Here is an 18,864-nt window from a genome sequence, read left to right as displayed (position 1 = left end):
AGCCCTTCGCCCCATCCGTCTCCGGCTCGGTCTCTGGTCGTCCGACATCTGCTCGATTGGGCGGGCAAATTTTGTCGCGGTTCGTTGTCCGAGCTCGGCTCAGGCGGTAGCCGTCTCGGTTGGAGATGTGTGCGGCAACGGCGTCCCGCCGATCTGGAAGTGTACGCCGTCGGGCGAGCCGGCGGTGTAGGTCGGCTTCAGGGTGAACCTGATCGAAGAGACGGGTTCCCGCCCGCGGAGGCGAACGCTGCCGTTGGAGTCACTGGGCCCAAGGCTCCCGTCGGGATTGGGGACAGGATCCGCAAACTCGCCTCTGACCTTGTTGCCGTCGACCTCGAAGTGATCGTCGCCGCTGAGCCGGTCGACGCGCGTACCCGACGGAAGTTCCAGGAACTCCAGCTCGGAGGCGAGCGATCCCAGGTGGAAGACGGGATCCTTCACCGGGGGACGGAAACTGACCTCGAGCGCACTGCCTTCGAAATGACCGACGATTTCGATCATGTCCGATGCGGGCAGCGGCGGGGTGAAGTACGCCAACCCGAATTCCGTCCAGTCCTCGTGCAGGTAAGCGGCACCCAGGGGCCCGGTGAGCGTTACCGAAGTGCGGCGGTCCAGGGTTCCCTCGGCCGTGGTGCGCTCGTCGTTGCGGGACGTCCAGTCGACGAACACAGGCTGTTCTACCGTCCCGCCGATCTGGAGGTGTACGCCGTCGGGCGAGCCGGCGGTGTAGGTCGGCTTCAGGGTGAACCTGATCGAAGAGACGGGTTCCCGCCCGCGGAGGCGAACGCTGCCGTTAGAGTCACTGGGCCCAAGGCTCCCGTCGGGATTGGGGACAGGATCCGCAAACTGGCCCTTGACCTTGTTGCCGTCGACCTCGAAATGTTCGTCGCCGCTGAGCCGCTCGACGCGCGTACCCGCCGGAAGCTCCAGGAACTCCAGCTCGGAGGCGAGCGATCCCAGGTGGAAGACGGGATCCTTCACCGGGGGACGGAAACTGACCTCGAGCGTACTGCCTTCGAAATGACCGACCATTTCGATCATGTCCGATGCGGGCAGCGGCGGGGTGAAGTACGCCAACCCGAATTCCGTCCAGTCCTCGTGCAGGTAGACGGCGCCCAGGGGCCCGGCGAGCGTCACCGAAGCACCGCCCAGGCTTCCAATCGCCTCGGTCCGCTCATCGTTGCGGGACGTCCAGTCGACGAACACAGGCTGAAGTGTTGCCATTTGCCTTGACCGCCTCACACCGGGGGTCGGATCGGCCACCTCCATGGCGGCTGAATGAGGGATTCCGCCCCCAGGTTGCATCCACCGTGTCGCGGACCCGACATGACGAGGCAGAGCGCGAATCGGGGGCGCTCGAAGCACCGGTAGCCCGCTCCCAGAAACGTGAAGGACGGCCGTGACCAGTGGTGCCGGCGTGGCGTTTGGCTCAGGGCAGTCTCTATTGGCCTTCGGGGCGAGCGTGCAGATGGGCGAGGATCCCGTTGCTGCCGGCAGCGTCTTCCGCGGCTGCTCGCTCCGCCTGGAGATCGCGGTGGACTCGCTCGCACGTCGGGCACCGCCCGCCTTCCGCTGCCTGGTAGCCGTCGCTCACCGCGTCAGGGGTGACGTCCCTACCGCAGCCCAACTAGAAGGAACTGTGCCGGTGTTCAGCCGCAGTCGTTGTTGTTGATCTTCAGCGAGCGGGTCTGGTCGTTGAGGTGTAGGAGCGCAGGTCGTGGATGGAGCCGCCGCTGCGGGTCACACAAACCCACCGTCCGTGGTGATTGCGCTTCTCGTAGACGCGGGCGGTCTTGCCGGAGTTGTTCCTGATGGAGCTGCCGTCGTCGCGGATCTGTGAGGGCAGGTCCTTCACACTTCCGTCAGCCGCCCGCCGGACCCACGGCTGACCTCCGAAGTTGATGTCCGGGTAGATGCAGACGTAGCCATCGGGGCATCCCACCGCACGCACGGCGGAGGTTGTCGTACCTGCGCCGGGCTTCATCACCGTACCGGTGGCCTGAGCCGACGACTGCAGACTCGACGGCACCAGAGCAAGGACAGCGGCTACAGCGGAACGCGTCATGGTTGTCATCACACGGATACAGGTAGCGCGCACCGCACCGCTCCACCCCCCCAGACCGCGCGAACTCACCACCCCGGGTCACGAAGTTCACCGCAGAAACGATCACCCTGACCTTCGCCGCGGGCTCTCTGGGACCAACCGCGTCCGTCTCCTATGCCCGGCGGCCTGCCGGGGTGTGCATAGGTGCGGCGTGCGGATCACGGGTCTGTTCCCAGTCAGTCACCTCCCGAGCGGGATAGGTCGTGCGCAGGCCGAACCTGGGGAACCCCAAGGGGCCGTCAGATGCTTCCTCGGAAAAGGCGTTCAGCTCTTTCGCCCAGTAATCAGAACCCATTTCTGGACCTCAAAGCTGATCGCCGTCTACTTGTAGACCTGGCTCAGCGCCCAGATCGCCCAGACGATCACGGTCAGCGGAATCACGACGGCCGCGGTGCCGAGCGCGACACCCGCCCGCGCCCGGAAGCGATCGGCTCCCTCCCGGCCCCGCATCCTGCGCAGAGCGACGGTGCCTGAGACGACCGCAGATATCCCCACGGGCACGATCAAATAAACGGGAAGAAGGCGGACCCACATCGGGACCGGGACGGGCAGCAAGGGGCAGACAATCATCGCGACGGCGACAGCACCCAGTACAAGCGACGTCGTACCCCGCGACTGCTGCCGCGCCGCCACCTGTTCACTCGATCCGGCCATCTGCTCAACGGAACTCATGCTCGGGATGCTAGGCAGCAGGTACCGCGCTCCGCTTGGGCGCGAGTACCTAGGTCGTCCTGAGTAGCCCGCAGCCGAATAGACGGCACGAGACCAGCGCAGGAGCGGGCAGCGCCTCCACAGGTCTGTAAGCCCTGTTGCTCCTAGTGCTGAATTCCTCAAACGATGTACACATATCGGCACCGTAGTAAGCGAGTTGGCGGTGTGGGTCTGCCCCAGACCAGGGGCTGGCACGGGAGTTGAGTTGGTCGCTGGCCAGGGCCGTGGCCTGGTCGATGTCATCGCGGGTAGCGAATGAACGGCCGGCGAGGGTGGCTTTGCGGAAGATGCGCCACCAGCCTTCTTGCAGGTTGAGCCAGCATGCCCCGACGAGGATGAAGGCGTGGTGGATGCGGGGATGGTCCTCGAGCCAGGTCCGAGTGGACAGGCTGTTGTCACTGGACAGATTGTCGGTGACGATCCAGATCTCCCCGTCCGGGTGGGCCTGCTCGAGCCATTGCAGGAACTGCTGGTAGAAGACGCTGTTGCGAGAGGATGGGGTCATCGTGACTGCCTGGCCGTCGGTTGGTCGCAGACCGCCGTAGACCCAGGTTTTCTCCGGTCCGCGGCTGTAGTCAAGTTCCGCATTGATCCCGTGCCGGCCCGGTGACCAGGTGGGTGCGGGCGGGAAGGTTCGCGGGATCACTGGCCCCAGCTCGTCGGCGCAGATCACCGCGGCCAACCCGTGGCGGCCCTCGGTATCAGCTGAGCAAGCAACTCCCACTTCCGGTCTGTGAGTTCATGACGGCGAATCACCCCGCCACGGGTTGTCAGGCTCGTATGGAGAGAAGAAGCGCCTCGTTCTGTGGGGTGTGTGAGATGCCGACGTATACCCTTCCCTGATTCACGACTGGTGCCCACCAAACGAGCCCGCCCCCCGTGTAAAAAGTCCAGCGTTCTTCGCCGGTTTCCAGGTTCAGGGCCCACACGTAGGCGCCGTGCGCTGCGTACACGACCCCGCCGGAAATCACCGTGTTGCCTCCGACCCGACCCTCAGCAGGAGCCCAGCGCTTGACACCCGTCGACGCATCCAGCGCTACGAACTGTTCCACGCCCCCCACGCAGACCAGGCCGTTGGCCACCGAGGGCGACCACCACCAGCCTTCGTGCGACCACCTCAGCTCCCCGCTGTCTGCCTCAAGCGCGTACAACCGTTCATTGCTCGGTGCATAGATCACGCCGTTAGCGACGACAGGAGCGTGCAAGAAAGCGCCGCCAGCCTCAAAGGTCCAGCGCAGGCGTCCAGTGCCTGCCTCCAGTGCACGCAGCCGGTGGTCATAGCTGGCGACGAAGACGAGGCCATCAGCAACGGCAGGCGCCGCCTGCACCTTGCCAAGGGTGCGAAACGGGCTGGACCAGCAGGGCTCGCCTGTCTCAGCATCCACTGCCCAAAGGCCAGTCTCCCCACCCACGTAGACCACACCGTCAGCCACAGCCGGGCGCGAGGTCTCCCACTCCCCAGTGGGCCAAGACCACGTCTCGCTGCCGTCCCGCGCATCCAGCGCGTACAGGCGCTGCGTATCGCTGACATACACGACTCCATTCGCTACCGACGGAGCCGAGGGGTACTGCAGGCGTCGCTTCCAACGCACGCGGCCGGAACCTGCCTGCACCGCCCACACATGTTCCGTGTCGCTGACGTACACCGTGTCCTCGTCGGTAGCCAAAAACGACGCCAAGCCGCCACTGGATCCCAGCGGGTGCATCCACTCGGGCTCTCGGCGCTTACCCGCGGGCTGGGGGGCGCCACTGCTGTCCTTGGGCAGCGGGGTGTGAGGGGGCCGGGTGATTCCGAGGCGTCCCGCCGCCCCCGCCTCGATGCGGGCGAACGGCTGCGAGCCCTGGTCGAGCCTGCCCTCCGCCGGGGTGGCGATCCAGGCCGGGAAGTCCGAGGATCGTCCGACGAGGTCGGCCATCCGGCCTGCCACACGGCGCCCCGTCTCGACCAGTTCGGCCGTAGGCACCGCTTCCAGGAGCAGGTAGCGCGCGTCCGGGGTGAACTCGAAGGCTGGCACTTCGACGTCGTCGAGTGGCTTGAGCAGGCCGCCGAGGAGTACCTCGGCCAAAGGGGCCGGGCCGTGGGCACCGGGTAGGCAGGCGTGGACCAGGCGCATGACGGGGACGGTCACCGGGGAGTAAGCAGCCAGGTGGGCGGCGAGCCGGTAGGCGTCCCGGGAGGCTGTGCGGCGGAAGTCGGTGACCGACAGTGCAGGGCGGGGTGAGAGGCTGCCGGAAGCGGTGGGTGGGGTCCACAACGACAGCGGTGTGAGACGACCGATGGCGGTCAAGGATTTGGTCCAGGCGGCCAGGGAGGCGGGGGCCGTTTCCAGCACGGGGATGGGCGTGCGGCCTGGGGGGAGCGGGGTGCCGGGAAGCGCTGGGTGAGTGACCGTCCAGGTGACGTTGGGCGAGCCGCGGCGGTGCTGGGCCACGTGCCAGGTATCGGCGGTGAGGAAGGTGCCGGGCCACATGCGGCGGGGCAGGGTGTGGACGACGGCGGTCGGGCCGAGCCGGGCCACGTGGTTGAGCAGTCTGCGCACGCGGCCGTCGGTCCAGACGGTGCGGGTGCCGTCGGTGAGGGCGAGGACCATCGTGCGGCCGGTCGGGTCGAACAGGTTGGCGTACGGGTGTTGCAGGGCGCGGTCCAGGGGGACTGTGCGGATCTCTCGGAAGGCGCCGCAGCGTTCGAGCAAGGACTGCAGTTCGCGGGCGTGGCCCCGCCACAGCTGCATGGACAGGCCGTCGTCCACGACCAGGACCAGCCGCAGCCAGCGCTCGGGGACCGGGCGGTCCACGACGTACGGGACGCCGGTGTCGGCGCGGGCAGCGGCGGTCGCTGCCTCGTCGAGCTCCCGGCCGGACATGCCGGGGACACTGCGCTTCAGTGGACGCAGGGCTCGGCCCAGCTTGAGCTGCCGGGACAGGGCGCGAGGCCCGGGCAACCGTACGGGCTTGGCTGTCCCCGGGCCGGTCCGGACTGCGCCGCGGCCGGACTCTTCTTCAGTGCTGTACGCCGGAGGTGCGGCATGCGCCCCTACGGCCGGGGCCGCGTCCCGGGGGGGAAGTGCGGACCCGGGGAACGACTGGTGGGACTCCTGGGTGGGCGGAGGGGCGGCAGCGATAGCCCGCGCCACAGGTGCCGCCGCTCCGGTCGGCAGCCGAGCGGCAAGCCACAGGGCGTCGGCCAGCTCCGGGCCGTCGAGCTCGACTCCTGCGGCGGCGAAAGCCGCCTGCAGCCGTCCGAGCGGCGCGGTCACTCGGCGTCGCCTGTCCCGCTGAGTTTGTGCAGGACGGTATCGAGCAGCCCGTCCGCCAGCCGGGCCCCGCCCGCACGCAGGAACACGGCGTTGAGCAGCTGGTCGGTAGCCAGCTCGCCCCAGGCCCGGCGGTGCAGGAAATCCTCGATGAGGTCGTCGGCTCCGTCCAGCGCCTCCTCGCCCAGTCGTACGGAAATGATCTGCCGCAGCCGCTCCCCGTCCGGCTGCGTCAGGTGTAGCGGTACGCAGCGGCGCAGGAAGGCGGGCGGGAAGTCACGCTCGCCGTTGCTGGTGATGACGACCACGGGGAACTGGGTACAGCGCACGATGCCCCGCTCGACGCCGGTGCGCGCTCCGCGGTCCGCTGTGAGGACGTCGATCACCGGCTGTTCCTCGGGGAGCCGGGCCAGTTCGGGGATCTCGAAGCTGCCCTCCTCGAAGACGGTCAGCAGGTCGTTGGGCAGGTCGACGTCTCCCTTGTCGAGCTCGTCCACCAGTAGTACCCGTGGCCGGTCCGACGGGGCCATGGCCGTACCGAGCGGGCCGAGCCGTACGAAGGTGCCGATGTAGGGCCGCTCGCCACCGGGTTCGGTCTCCTGAAGGCGTCCGATGGCGTCGTAGCGGTAGAGCGCGTCCTGCAGCGTGGAGCGGCTGTTGACCGGCCAGTGCAGCACCGGCCCGAGATCCAGTTCCCCGGCGACGGCATGGGCCAGCGAGGACTTGCCGGTGCCGGGCAGGCCGGTGACGAGCAGCGGGCGGCGCAGGTAGAGGGCGGCGTTGACGACTTCGATCTCGAACTCGCCGAGCACATACGCGCGCTCAGACGGAACCGGTGAGGGGCGGACGGTCGCGAACCGGCGCCACGGGGGCGGTTCGGGGAAGGTGGTCGGTCGACCGTTCCGGCTCCGGAAGATGCGCCAGTCCACACTCTCGTTGCTGTTCATCGGCGGTGATCTCCTGGGTCAGGGGCAGGACAGCCGGCAGTGGCAGGCTCGGATCGTCGTACACGAGTGAGAGGCGGCCGGGGCACGCGGCCGGGTCCACGAGCGCTTTGGCCCGGTAGGCGCGGATCCGGTCAGGCAGAGCGCCGAGGGCGGCGCCGCGGGGAAACAAGGGGTGGAAGAAATCCTCCCCCAACGGGCCCGAGAGTTCACGTTCCCAGAGCACCACCCTGTAGCCCAGCTCGACGGCCAGCCACGCCATATCGAACCGGTAGGGCTTCTCGGCGGTGATCAGGGCCAGCCCGCGGGCTTGGTCGGCCTGGAGCGCTCCGTGGGCGGCCCAGCCGTCGCGGTGCAGGTCGGTGAGCACGACGGGGGCCCCCGGCGCCAACCGGCGGCCCCTGTAGGAGCCGGCGGCGGCTGCGCAGCGGAGCACCACTGGGTGGTCGACGGCCAGGAGTTTCGGTGCGCGGCGTCCGGGAACGGTGCAGTGCCAGGTGTCGACCGGCACGGCGAGCCCTTCCAGGGGAACGAGGATCTCGACGACCGGGCTGGTGGCGCCGAGCGTTTCGACGGCCTCGGCGACCAGTCGCGTCACCTGCGCGGCGGTGTGCCCCCCGCCCCCGCTCGACGATCCGGGCACGAGTTGGCCGTCGCCGATGTCCGACCACACCGCGCAGGTGTACGTTGCGGCGTCGTCCCAGTCGGCGCCCGCGCCAGCGTCCAGCTGGACGACGACCCGGCCGCGGCCCAGGGCCGGGCGGGTCGCGGCCCACTGCCGGGCCTCCTCCCGCCAGCTGGCGGCCACTTCGGCGCTGCCGCCGACACGCAGCACGGTTTCGAGCCCCCACGCACGCAGCGCTTCCGCGTCGGACTCGGGCACGAGGGCTGCGAGGAACTCGGTGAAATGGACGAGTGGAGGGTACTTTCCCAGGCGGCGCTTCTCGAGTTCCCGCACCCATGCGACCAGGCGCTGGTACGAGTCCTCCTCGGCCGGGAGATCCGGGAGGATGACCCACGGCAGGGCGGCCTGGAGGCAGGCCAGCACCTGCGGACCGGACAGCTCGGGCAGGCCGCGCAGGATCTGCAACAGCCGCTCGTACTCCATCGGCGACAACAGGCCCGGAAGGTTGCGGGTCGCGCCCAGTTCCCGGATCTGGTTCGCGTACGGGCTGCCCGCCCGGTGCAGGCTCTCGGTGAACGCGGCCATGGCCCTGGGATGGGTGTAGAGCGCGCAGGCCACCTCGTCGGCCGAGGCCTGCCCCTGAACCCCAGACGCCGGACACTCCGCGGCCAAGTGCTGGGCGTGCCTGGCGAGCTCGCCGACATCGGCGAAAGCGGTGCGGACGGTGAGGGCGAAGTCGCGGAAGTCGGGCGTGGCGGGCGGGGCCGGGAGCGCGGCGCGGTGGAGCTGCTCCTCATCGCCACTGAGGTGCCGGACGTGGACGGCGGTGGGAAGGGCGACGGAGGGCTTGCCGATGGCCAGCTGCCGGAAGTGGGCGGCGAGGTGGCCGGTCAGGGCAGCCAGGTCAACATCCCGCGCGGGATCGGTGGCGGCGGCCTCCAGGTGGTCGAGCACAGCCTGGGAGAAGAGGCCCTCTCCAGGGTTGTCGGCAGCCTCGCCTGCGCGGGTGGCGTACAGCATGAACTGCTCGACGCCCGGAATGCGCTGGGGTTCGGGGAAGTAGGCGACGGCCGGATCCGGGTCACCGCTGTTGAGCCGTTCGTAGTAGGTGGCGCAGGAGTCGACGAGGAAGACCTGGCGCCGGAACCCGGTAAGTTCATGCCTGGTGAGGTATTCGCGCAGGTTGGTGAAGTTGAGGCAGCGCCGGTCCTCCCAGGTGGAGTTGGGGCAGTACAGCAACCGCTGGTCATTGCGGGCCATCACGCCGTGACCGCCCCAGAAGACGTACAGCGTGCCACCGTCTCCGCCGGGTCTCGGACCGTCCCGGAAGACGTCCATCAACTGGTCGCGGGAGACGGCCTCGTTGTACCGCACCCCCAGCGCCTGCGCCTGGGCACGCAGGCCGTCACCGCTCAGCGGGGCTAGCCACAGCTGGATGTTCTTGGCGGGCACGCGCCTGCGGCGAAGCCAACGGGTGAAACGCAGCGCATCGGCGGCCGGGCCGGGCAGTTGCCAGACCCCGTACTGCTCCAGGCCGACCACGACCGCATGGTCGTTCTCCGTGGTCACCCCAGCCACGTCCGGACCGCGTCCCAGACTGCATTGTTGTCCCAGTAGGCGCTGTGTGCCTGGGGGAAAGGCTGTCCGTTGTCGACGCGGACGTCCCGTACCCGGCCGCGGAAGACATCGGTGGCACGGAAGGAGAGGAAGTCGCGCGGGTCGTAGATATTGAGCCAGCGTTCGGGGAAGTAGGGCGGCAGGAGGTCCGGGTGCTCTCGGGAGACCAGAGCGCCGGTCTCGTAGAAAAACGCGGCCTGCGAGCCCACGGTGATGAGCTGGTCGACCCGCGGGACGGACGCCAGCGCCAGCAGGTCGACGGCGGCGATTCCACCCAGGCTGTGCCCGATCACGGTGATCCGGTCGCCCGGCGTGTCCTCGACGGTACGGCGCAGCAGGCTCCGCACCCCGTCGCCGCGTGCCTGGTAGCGCAGGATATCGGCGGCGAATGCGAACCCGTGATCGGTGTACGAGCCACGCCTGCGGTGCACCCGCCAGGTGAGCCCGTGTGCACTGGCTCGCTTCAGGCGTTCCGCCAACGAGCGTGCCTGACCACCGAGTTCAGCGCTGATCCGGGTGGCAAGGGCATCGCGCGCGAGACCGGTGAGAGCGGTGTCGCGGCGCTCGGCGGCTGCTGCGAGCGTGTGCGCGGTGAGCGCGCGGGCGGCGGCGTGGCGGTGTTCGTGGCCACCTGTGTCGGCGGTACGAGCGGCCTCCTCAAGCTCGGGGGAGCCGCGGAGGGCGACAACAGCTTCGGTGAAAAATTTGCCGAGATCGTGCCGGGCAAGCAGCGCGAGAAGCTCCGCAGACGGGGTGAGGCTCCTGATCGCAGTGAGGAACTCCTCGGCCGGCGGTAACCGACCGGGCACGGTCCGGACCACTGGTGGGGCACCCAGGCCGAGCAGCCGCAACTCGTACCAGGGATCGGTGTAGAGCACGCCCCACAGGGCGATGTCCTCGTCGGCCTTCTCGTCCGCTCCTCCGCCGGAGTCCGCGTAACCGGGGATGGAAGCGCCGTTGAACAGCAGCCGGGCGCCTTCCTGCGCACCCCAGAAGCAGCCGCGGACTTCCCGCCCGGGTGATGTCGCCCGTATCGCGTCGCGGACGGTGCTGAAAGTTCTGGTGTATTTGTCGGCACGCACCCCGGTGCCATGCACGAAGACAACCGCCCGTTCCACGCGTCTCCCCCATCGCGTTGCCGCCTCGGCGACAGTAAACCGATGCTAGTGGTTCTTCGCGCGGTCAACGCCGTTTTGGTACGGATCGGCCTTCGCCGCACGGCACCAGTTCGACGCTGTCTTCTCGGCACGGCGCGGCTGCTGAGACTCGCTGCGTCCCTTGTGTCGGGAAGCTGTGGCCATTGGTTGCTACGGATCTCGTGGGCGGGAGAGCGGCTTCCTCGTCTGCATCACGGCTTGGCCGTGCCCGTAACACCACTTCAAGCACCCGCCCCCGAGCACCCCAACCACCCAGCCACCAGCATCTATACCCACCGAAAGCGGACCTTCGGCCGATGGTCGACCTGCCGTCGTGGAGGTTCATCGGATGAGGGGGCGCAGCACGGGGATGCTGGCACCGGTGCCGGTCAGGCCGGTGAGGATGGCACCCGCGACGGGGACGGCGCTGCAACCTAACGCGGATCGTTCAGGACAATCGCCGCGCCGATGGTGTTCTCGTCCGCGCAGGACGTCGCTGACGCCCTGAAAGGCAAGGAAGACCTGCTGCCCAAGGAGATCCTCGCCCAGTTGGGGGCTGTGGCCAGCACGGCAGCCTTCGCCAAGACGATTGCGGCAGAGCGGGTACCCCATCCGGGTTCCACGTCAATGCACGCGTAGACGGCGCGGCCGGTAGCGAAAAGTGAGGGGCCCTGCGCTTCTCGGACAGCGGTGTTGAGGGTTCTCTTTATGCCGCCGTCTGCAACTCCTCGTACTCGGCGTGGACTTCTGCGGGAGTCTTGTAGCCGAGGCCGGAGTGGAGGCGTTTTCGATTGTAGAACATCTCGATGTAGCGGACGATCGCCCGGTGGGCATGTGCGCGTGTTGGGAACGTAGTTCGGTGCACGAGTTCGTTCTTGAGGGCGCCGAAAAATGATTCAGCCATCGCATTGTCCCAACAAACACCGGTGCGGCCGACCGACGCTCGCAGGCCCAACGAGCGGAGCTTGCAACGAAGTTCCCGAGACGTGTATTGACTGCCGCGATCGGAATGAAATACGCAGCCTTCGGCGAGGTCGATGTTCCGGACTGCCATATCGAGTGCATCCGATATGAGAGAGGTCTTCATATGGTCGGCCATCGCCCAGCCGACCACAGCTTTGGTGTGGCAGTCGATGACGGTCGCGAGATACAGGAACCCGGCCCAGGTGTGAACATAGGTGATATCGCTGACCAGTTTGCGCCCGGGAGCGTCAGCGGTGAAGTCACGGGCCAGCAGGTCGGGCGTGGCCGGCGCCGCATCATCGGCGATCGTGGTCGCCCGCCAGGGCCGCGGCTGGCATGGCACCAGGCCGAGCTCGCGCATCAGCGCGCGGACCAGCTCCGCTCCGGCCTGCACGTTCATCCGCTGGAGCGCGGCGTGGACACGCCGGTAGCCGTAGGTCTCCTGAGAGTCAGAGAAGACCTTGAGGATGACGGCCCTCAGTTCCGCACGGCGCTTCGCGGTGGCCGACAATGGCCTGGACCTCCAGTGGTAGAAGCCCGACGTGGATACTCCCGCCCAGGTGCACATCTGCTGCACGGGAAAGTTGTCAGCCTCGCCGTCGATGAACTCGTACTTCTCCGTCACCGGTATTCCTGGGCGAAGAAGGCCGCCGCTTTTCCCAGGAACTCGGTCTTCATACGGAGTTCCCGGTTCTCGCGTTCCAGTTCGCGCAGGCGGGCGCGTTCGCTGATGTTCAGGGAGGCTCCTCCCCGGCGTGCTCTTGCCGGTACCGGCTGACCCAGGTGCCCAGCGTTCCCTCGTTCACTTGTATCTCTCGGGCGACCTCGGCGATCGGGCGGGACTCCACGACCACCATCTTGACCGCCTCGTCCCGAAACTCAGGACTGAACTTCCTACGCTTCTGTGCCACGTGCTCTCTCCGCCGTTCTGGACTTCGATCCTATGGGGACCGCTGTCCGAGAACTTCGGGGCGCCTCAAAGGGAGCAGGTGCCACGCCCCGGGAGTTGGGCGTGGCACCTGCATTCCTGTTGTTGAACATGCTGCTGGACGGGACCTTCAGCTACTGCACCGCGGGCGTCGCCTATTGCGCTCTGATGGGCGGTCACCGGTGTGTGGGCGTGGCGGAGTTCGGGCGAGGTTGGGGCTTTTGGCTGGACTTTCTGGGTGTGGGGTAAACCGTGTCCTTGGCCATATTGGCCTTGGGGATGTGTCTGATGAGCTTGCGTCGAACATACGTACCCTCAAGGAGGATTCGAAGTTGAGACGCATATGCACCCTGTCGGCGCTGCGGCACGTGGCCGCAGGCGCCGTCCTCGCTCTTCTCGCGGGAGTGGGAACGGCGTCAGCCGCCGGCTTCACGCCGAGTCCTACCCCTTCCGCTCCTCCGGCATCGCGTCCAGCAGCTGGGCCCGAAGACGCGACAGCCGCCGGATCGCGCCCCGTATCGGGCAAGAACCCCTCAGCCGGGCCGCAGTTCAAGAAGAGTGGCAGCACATGGCGCGTCATCACACCCGAGACCGTCTTAAGTAACACGGTCACCGACGCAGACGGCGACAAGAGCACCCTGACCTTCGAGGTGTGGACAACTGACGCCAATGGCAAGCCCAAGACCCAGGTCAAATTGACCGACGCCAACCCGTACGGCGTTCTGGTATCGGGCTATGTGGCGTCGGGCAAGCCCGCGTCCGTCCCCGTCCCGTACGGGAAGCTGAAGCCAGGCGTGACCTACACGTTCCACACCAACGCCTTTGACGGCAGCCTGTACGAGACAACCTGGTCACCGTGGGCCAACTTCCGCATCGAGCCCTACGTGAAGTTCCCTGCGCCGCAGGCATCGTCGACGATCGACCCGGTCGCGCAGAAGATCATCGAGTTCACGCGTACCGACCCGGGCCCGGCGCTGCCGACCCTGCGCAAGGACGGCACGACCCTCAAGGCCCCCACCCAGAAGCGTACGTGCGGCAAGCCTGACGCACAGGGGCACAAGCTGTGTGTCGAGCTGAACCCGCCGTCCAAGAAGGCCAAGAACGCGCTCCGGGCGTCCGCGCCGGTGGGCCCGGGCGTCGATCTGGTCGACTGGTGCTACGGCAAGCCGTCGGGCAAGGACTACATGAGCCGCACCGAAGCCTGCATGAAAACCATCGGCAGCGGCACACTGATCTTCACCGACACCGATCCTGAGAAGCCCGCGCTGGGAACGGCCACCTTCAACATCGAGCAGCGCATCAAGACCTACCCGAACAAGGGAGGAAGCGGCTCCAACTTCGCCGAGTTCGACCAGCAGATCATGCTGGTGCCGACGCACATCGACCCCGTCCTCAAGGGCGTCCACATCAAGTGGAACGTCGGGTCGACGTGCAAGTCCTGTGTGACGTCGAACATCAGGTGGGCGGACGACCAGAACAACCCGGCGGGTGGCGATGCATACTGGCCCATCGAGCCGGACAGCCGGTACGGCGGCCGGTGGGGAACCATCCAGACCACCTGGTCCGGCACGGGCAAGGAGATCATCGACCTTGGATGGTCGATCACCGCCACCGTGGACGCCGGCGGAAACCCCGCAACAGCCAACTTCGGCACCAGCGGTGACGTGCGCGTCAGGGAACTCGCCCCGCGCTGCGACGACATCCTCAAGGGTGTGGCGCCCGGCTGTGTGCTGCCGTTCTTCAAGCCGACGTACACCGTCGACACCAACCTGTACCCGGCGGCCGGTGCGTACTACTGGCTGATGCAGGAGAAGATGCCCGACCACGCCGGCTCGGTGAAGTGGGACTCCCTCCTGCACTATCTCGGCCCGGACACCACCGCGACCCGGCCCGACGGCAAGCCGTGGACGTCGGATGACAGCCGTGACAAGGTCTGCCCGAGCAGCTGGGCGGCGCACCGCGCCGACGCCTCCGTGGGAACGATGGACTGCGACGAGTACGCCATGGCCTCCACCCACGAGAGCGGCGGCTTCCCCGGCGGCGTCAACCAGGTGTCCTCCGGGGACCAGTGTGCCCAGCTCTTCACCGACAAGCTGGGTGACGGCAGCGCCAACTTCGGCCTCCTCGCAGACACCCGGACGGCCACGAACGGGCCCGCCTGGAAGGAGCGGTGCGGGCGGGCCGGAATCGAGTCAACCCAGAACCGGAAGGCATTCAACAAGCTCAACCCCGCCATCTGGCGTCTACTGGACAATGACGGATTCTTCGTCAGCAACCCCGGCTTCGAGCACTGCGCGAATGCCGACACCACCTGCGCCTGGCGCAAGGTCGGCTGACACGACCTGACATGAGTGAGGGGGACCGGCACCGGCCGGTCCCCCTCACTCATGTCATCCGTTCCACGGCCGCCACAATGCCTCTTCGTTCGCATCACCTGGTGGCCCCCACACAAGGCCGCCGTTCAGTAGTCCGGGCTTAGGCCATGTGGCAAGAGAGGGCACCTCAAGAGCATCCGCCATCCCCTCCAGGAAGGCCGTCAGCGACTCGAACTCGGTACGACGGTCGATCGACTCAGACCAGCGGCAGACCTCTCCACTCTCGGCATCAAGGTAGAGGCCGGAGGTGAAGTCGTGCGTGCTCCACGCGCAGAAGGGAATCCAGGAGGGCTTCCACAGGAAGGGCTCGTCACTTCCCCAGTCCCGCTGGAGTTCCATGCGCTCCCGGTAGACCAGGACCACCGCGTCGAGATCCATCAGCGCCCAGTTGTACTCGGGGAGGAACCCGGCCCCAGGCTCATCTAGGTGGCCTGCGCGAAGCTGCCACAGCGCCTTCAAGGACGCCGGGACGCGCACGCCGATCGCTTCTTCCAGCGCGGCTATCTCACCCTCCGAGGCGCCTGGCTTGAGCAGATCGAATGAGGCGGAAGCATGCTCACACAGCCACGCCTCAATGCGCCGCCACGAGTCCGTCACCTGCCGCGCTTCGATCTCCTCCTGATGGGGATCTGGAGCCGCGACGGCCTCCTCTTTCGGCTCGACGGCAGCCGGATGCGTCTCTTCGATACCCCTGATCTGTAACTGTCCCTCCTCCAGTAGCGGAGGGCCGTAAGCGTAGTGCACGGTCAGCGCCGGGCAGTCTTCGAAGGTCTCGCCGTCGATCTGCGCGATGTAGAGCGACCGGTCACCCGTTGGGCTGCCCAGCAGGGGGTCGTCCTCAAGCTGCGCGCACAGCACCTTCAAGGCGTAGCCGACACCTTTCCCCAGCCCTTTGCAGCGCGCCTGTATATCCGCCGGTACTTCAACAGCCATCGCCTGCTCCTCGTCAGTAGCCGGATACCCAAGACTCTCAGACCCCGGAGCCGTGGCGGCCGGCTGGCCTGTATCGGAGCCCGGCCGGACGGGCCGGGCTGCAATCCGGGTCAGCCCCGACTGCTGGGTCTTCTGGTGGGGCTTTGACTACGGGGGCGAAGCGAGCCGATCCAAGCCGTCGCCGCCTTCGGCGCCGCGGTGGCCGTTGGCGGTGCAATGTGTAGCTACCGCATGGTAGTTGAACGCCTTCGCGCCGCACGGTGATGCGGGTGCCGGCCGGGTAGCCGGCACGGCAGCTTTGCTTGATGTGACGATTGCTGCCGCACCCTCACCGTCGCCGAGGGCCTTTATGCCCCCGGACACCTCGGGGAGTTGACTCAGCAGGTCCCCTTCGGGCATATCTCCTCCAAAGCCCAGCGGTCTGTCTACGAAGCGTCTTGCCGCTGTTAAATACGGACAGTGATGATGGAGGAGAGAGTGCTGCTGGCCGGAGAAGGCGGGCGCGAGCGGGTGCTACTGCCTCTCGATCATTCGGCGGGCTGCGGTCAGTGCACCGTCGGTGCGCACCCGCCCTGCCAGAGTGTGTGCGGTCTCGACCACCTGGGGGGCGAGGGCTCGGCCCAGCGCTGCGGTGAGGGAGTCGGCCGTCGGGTCGCTGACCGCGAGGGCGCTGCCGATTCCGAGCTGGTCGACGCGGCGGGCGAAGTAGAACTGATCGAACATCTGCGGGACGATCACCTGGGGCGCCCCGGCTGCGGCGGCCGTCGTGGTCGTGCCCGCCCCACCATGGTGCACGACTGCGGCGACCCGCTGGAACAGCGCTTGCTGGTTCACGTCTCCGATTGCCAGGCAGTCGGGCGCGGCTTCGTCGAGAGACAGCTCGGCCCAGCCGCGGGCGAGGATCGCGCGGCGGCCGAGTGCGCGGGCGGCTGCGATCATCTTCCGGGCGATGCTTTCGGGGGCGCGTACGCTGCCGAATCCGAAGTAGATCGGTGGCTCGCCATCGTCGAGGAACTGTTCCAGCTCGGGCGAGAGCGGCCGGTGATCCGTCAGCGTCCACGCCCCGGTCTGGAACACGTTCAGCTCCGATGGCTCGGGCCACGGTGCCAGGGTCGGATCGGCGGCCAGCCACGGGGTGTCGGTGAAGATATGACGGCTTACATCGCTCACCGGGGCGAGCCCGGCAGCCTCTCGCTGTGCGTTAAGTGCCGCGCTCCACATGACATTCCAGCGCTGTGCGTCCTGGGCCCACAGGGTCTGGTTGTCGACGGGGCTGTCCGTCGGCTTTTCTCCCAGCAATCCGAACACGGGCGGCGCGTGGTGCGGCGAGGGCAACGTGATCGGTGCGAACGCGGCGTACACGTAGCCGATACCTCGCTGCTCGGCCACCGAGTGGGCGGCGATCGCCAGAGCACCGCCTCCCACGATCATCCCGCATCCCTCGGCGGACGAACCCACCGCCGCGAACTGATCCGCAACCGTGCCCTCGATCATCTGTCGCCGCTGCTCGGGTGTGAGCACTGCCCCTGCCGGCCGCTTGGCTGTGGCGTGCAATTCCGGGCCGACCGGGACGTAGGTGATCCCCAGCGACTTGGCCCACTCTTGGAAATCAGGAGGTGCGCACACCACGGCCTCCTGCCCCAATTCCTTCAGCTGCACGGCCAGAGCGATCACCGGCTGGACCTCTCCGCGCGATCCGATAGTGGACAACAGCACCCGCATGTTCACTCCCATACTCTTGCCGCGCTCGTGACGCGGAGGGCCATCTTCACCCGATATGGGGGGCTTGCGGCAAGATCCCCCATGCGATATACCGTTAAACGGGAGATGGAAGTAGGGCGACTTGCCCGCCTCGGGTCCCGAACGGCGATGCCGAGTGCAGCGAGCGGTCCCATCCGCCCGCGGCGGCATGACAGGCTGCGCTCCGCCTCCACACGCGTACGACCGGCCAGGCGTATCCGAACGACCGAGACCGCACCGCGGTCGTGTGAAGGCAGCCGCAGTCAGGGTCGGGATGAAGTGCCTGAGTCGTCCTTGGCATCCCGGGTGGAGGAGTGCTGGAAAGTGACCTCGGAGTTGGCCTTGCTCGGGCCGTCGAGCAACGGCTCGTCCTTGCCGCGCAGCTGCTCGTCGAAGAAGGCGCCCACGTAGTCACGGGTGATCTCCGCAGCTCGCTTGCCGGGCAGGCCCTTCGGGTCGTCATGGCCCAACTGCCCGGCGAGCGGGGCCAGATCGGTGAACGCGAAGTGGTCGGCTCCGGCGACCGTGGCCCAGCGCTTCCAGCCCTCGAGCTTCTTCCAAGCCACGTCCCACGTCTTGTCCTCGCTGCCGGGGCTGTGGTCGGCCTTGGTGCCCAGCATCAGGAAGGGCCGCCCGGAGAGGCCGGACTTGCTGCCGGAGTCGATGAACGGGCCGTCCATGTTCACCCCGGCGCGCACGCGCGGATCCTGGGCCATGGTGGCGGCGGTGCCAGCGCCGCCCAGGGAGTGCCCGGCCATCCCGACCCGGCCCTTGTCAATCATGCCGGCGTGCTTCCAGGGCGACGTGCTCCCGATCAGCTGGTCCAGCGCGAAGGAGAGGTCCTTGGCTCGGCCCTCGGCGGCGGGCTGGAAGCTGGTGGGGCCGACCTTCCCGCAGGCCGTGCACGGCAGGATGCCCTTGCCAGGGAAGTCGACGCCCGCAGCCTCAAAGGCGTGGTCCACGACCGCGACGACGTAGCCGCGGCTAGTCAGGTCCTCGGCCAGGCCGGTGAGAGTGGCGCCCGGCGTCTTGAAGCCAGGCGAGAAGACGACCAGCGGGAACTTCCCCGACTCGGGCTTCGCGTCGGCGTATGTGTGGGTGCGGGTGCCACTGAGCACCTTGGCGGGGACCTCCAACTTCATTTGCTTCAGGAAGGCTTGGGCCCCCTCGGCGCTCATGTACGGGGCGGGCTTGCCGGTTCCCTTCTGCGCCGGGTAGTACATCGACACCATCAGCTCCCTGTCGCCCGCCTTCGACACCCAGGGGTCACGGCGGCCCTTGTCGACAAGGTGCAACGAGTCGCGGCCCACCGCGTACTCACCGGTCGGGGCGGAAAGTGCGAGGCCCTCCTTCCGGTCCTCCGCAGCGGCAGCGTGAGACGACGAGGGGGATGGCACGGCGGCCGAATCCTCCTTCCGGTCCTCCGAAGCGGTAGCGTGAGAGGACGAGGCGGAGGACACAGCGGCCGAATCCTCAGAACTGCAAGCGGTCAGGGTGGTCACGCCCGCGGCGACAGCGGCAGCAAGCAGGACGG

The 18,864-nt window shown here is 67.6% G+C and carries 13 protein-coding genes and 1 pseudogene; 2 read left to right on the top strand and 12 right to left on the bottom strand.

What is annotated here, in order from left to right; all coding sequences use genetic code 11:
- Positions 1-99 precede the first annotated feature (99 nt).
- The 8 genes from OHA61_RS00480 to OHA61_RS00445 all read right to left on the bottom strand — a co-directional run bounded on the left by OHA61_RS00480 (position 100) and on the right by OHA61_RS00445 (position 10,373).
- Positions 100-1,206: a hypothetical protein gene (locus OHA61_RS00480; RefSeq protein WP_406301136.1), complete on the bottom strand. Its 1,107-nt coding sequence runs from the start codon at positions 1,204-1,206 to the stop codon at positions 100-102.
- A gap of 469 nt (positions 1,207-1,675) precedes the next feature.
- Positions 1,676-2,065 (bottom strand): peptidase inhibitor family I36 protein, encoded by a 390-nt coding sequence (locus tag OHA61_RS00475; protein WP_406301135.1) that lies wholly within the window; start codon positions 2,063-2,065, stop codon positions 1,676-1,678.
- A 360-nt stretch (positions 2,066-2,425) separates the two neighbouring features.
- A complete protein-coding gene (locus OHA61_RS00470) occupies positions 2,426-2,776 on the bottom strand; it encodes a hypothetical protein (protein ID WP_406301134.1) in 351 nt (116 codons plus the stop codon).
- A 49-nt stretch (positions 2,777-2,825) separates the two neighbouring features.
- Complete coding sequence (locus OHA61_RS00465) at positions 2,826-3,488, bottom strand: transposase (RefSeq protein WP_406307242.1); 663 nt, start codon at positions 3,486-3,488, stop codon at positions 2,826-2,828.
- Positions 3,489-3,585: 97 nt separating this feature from the next.
- On the bottom strand, positions 3,586-6,072 hold the full coding sequence (locus OHA61_RS00460; RefSeq protein WP_406301133.1) for an SAV_2336 N-terminal domain-related protein: 2,487 nt from the start codon (positions 6,070-6,072) through the stop codon (positions 3,586-3,588).
- Positions 6,069-6,881 carry an AAA family ATPase gene (locus OHA61_RS00455; protein WP_406301132.1) on the bottom strand — a complete coding sequence of 271 codons (813 nt, stop codon included), beginning with the start codon at positions 6,879-6,881 and terminating at the stop codon, positions 6,069-6,071. Before OHA61_RS00455 ends, OHA61_RS00460 begins: the two co-directional genes overlap by 4 nt.
- Before the next feature lie 10 nt (positions 6,882-6,891).
- Positions 6,892-9,216: a hypothetical protein gene (locus OHA61_RS00450; protein WP_406301131.1), complete on the bottom strand. Its 2,325-nt coding sequence runs from the start codon at positions 9,214-9,216 to the stop codon at positions 6,892-6,894.
- Positions 9,204-10,373, bottom strand: coding sequence for a hypothetical protein (locus OHA61_RS00445; protein ID WP_406301130.1), 1,170 nt, complete (start codon positions 10,371-10,373; stop codon positions 9,204-9,206). The genes OHA61_RS00450 and OHA61_RS00445 overlap by 13 nt, the downstream gene beginning before the upstream one ends.
- A 486-nt stretch (positions 10,374-10,859) precedes the next feature.
- Between OHA61_RS00445 and OHA61_RS00440 the strand changes: the two genes are divergently transcribed.
- The gene (locus OHA61_RS00440) at positions 10,860-11,030 is read left to right on the top strand and encodes a hypothetical protein (protein WP_328681915.1); all 171 of its coding nucleotides are present in this window, start codon (positions 10,860-10,862) and stop codon (positions 11,028-11,030) included.
- A 67-nt stretch (positions 11,031-11,097) separates the two neighbouring features.
- On the opposite strand, the pseudogene OHA61_RS00435 reads toward OHA61_RS00440, so the two are convergent.
- A pseudogene (locus tag OHA61_RS00435) lies at positions 11,098-12,265 on the bottom strand (IS3 family transposase).
- A 349-nt stretch (positions 12,266-12,614) separates the two neighbouring features.
- Here OHA61_RS00435 and OHA61_RS00430 point away from each other — a divergent pair.
- On the top strand, positions 12,615-14,618 hold the full coding sequence (locus tag OHA61_RS00430) for a hypothetical protein (RefSeq protein WP_406301129.1): 2,004 nt from the start codon (positions 12,615-12,617) through the stop codon (positions 14,616-14,618).
- Positions 14,619-14,672: 54 nt separating this feature from the next.
- On the opposite strand, the gene OHA61_RS00425 is transcribed toward OHA61_RS00430, so the two are convergent.
- From OHA61_RS00425 to OHA61_RS00415, 3 genes are all read right to left on the bottom strand, one after another.
- Positions 14,673-15,590, bottom strand: coding sequence for an SMI1/KNR4 family protein (locus tag OHA61_RS00425; RefSeq protein WP_406301128.1), 918 nt, complete (start codon positions 15,588-15,590; stop codon positions 14,673-14,675).
- 513 nt (positions 15,591-16,103) lie between these two features.
- A complete protein-coding gene (locus tag OHA61_RS00420; RefSeq protein WP_406301127.1) occupies positions 16,104-17,312 on the bottom strand; it encodes a glycosyltransferase in 1,209 nt (402 codons plus the stop codon).
- Positions 17,313-17,593: 281 nt separating this feature from the next.
- Positions 17,594-18,727, bottom strand: coding sequence for an alpha/beta hydrolase family protein (locus tag OHA61_RS00415; protein ID WP_406301126.1), 1,134 nt, complete (start codon positions 18,725-18,727; stop codon positions 17,594-17,596).
- Positions 18,728-18,864: the final 137 nt, after the last annotated feature.

The sequence above is a fragment of the Streptomyces sp. NBC_00885 genome, from assembly GCF_045207475.1.
Taxonomy (GTDB): Bacteria; Actinomycetota; Actinomycetes; order Streptomycetales; family Streptomycetaceae; genus Streptomyces.
The sequence above is the reverse complement of the archived record's forward strand: the minus strand, read 5'-3'. Positions and strand labels throughout refer to the sequence as shown.

Bases quoted from the DNA above. Each gene is read 5' to 3' on its own strand.
- OHA61_RS00475 (WP_406301135.1), bottom strand. From the start codon at position 2,065: ATGACGCGTTCCGCTGTAGCCGCTGTCCTTGCTCTGGTGCCGTCGAGT.
- OHA61_RS00470 (WP_406301134.1), bottom strand. From the start codon at position 2,776: ATGAGTTCCGTTGAGCAGATGGCCGGATCGAGTGAACAGGTGGCGGCG.
- OHA61_RS00440 (WP_328681915.1), top strand. From the start codon at position 10,860: ATGGTGTTCTCGTCCGCGCAGGACGTCGCTGACGCCCTGAAAGGCAAG.
- OHA61_RS00425 (WP_406301128.1), bottom strand. From the start codon at position 15,590: ATGGCTGTTGAAGTACCGGCGGATATACAGGCGCGCTGCAAAGGGCTG.
- OHA61_RS00420 (WP_406301127.1), bottom strand. From the start codon at position 17,312: ATGCGGGTGCTGTTGTCCACTATCGGATCGCGCGGAGAGGTCCAGCCG.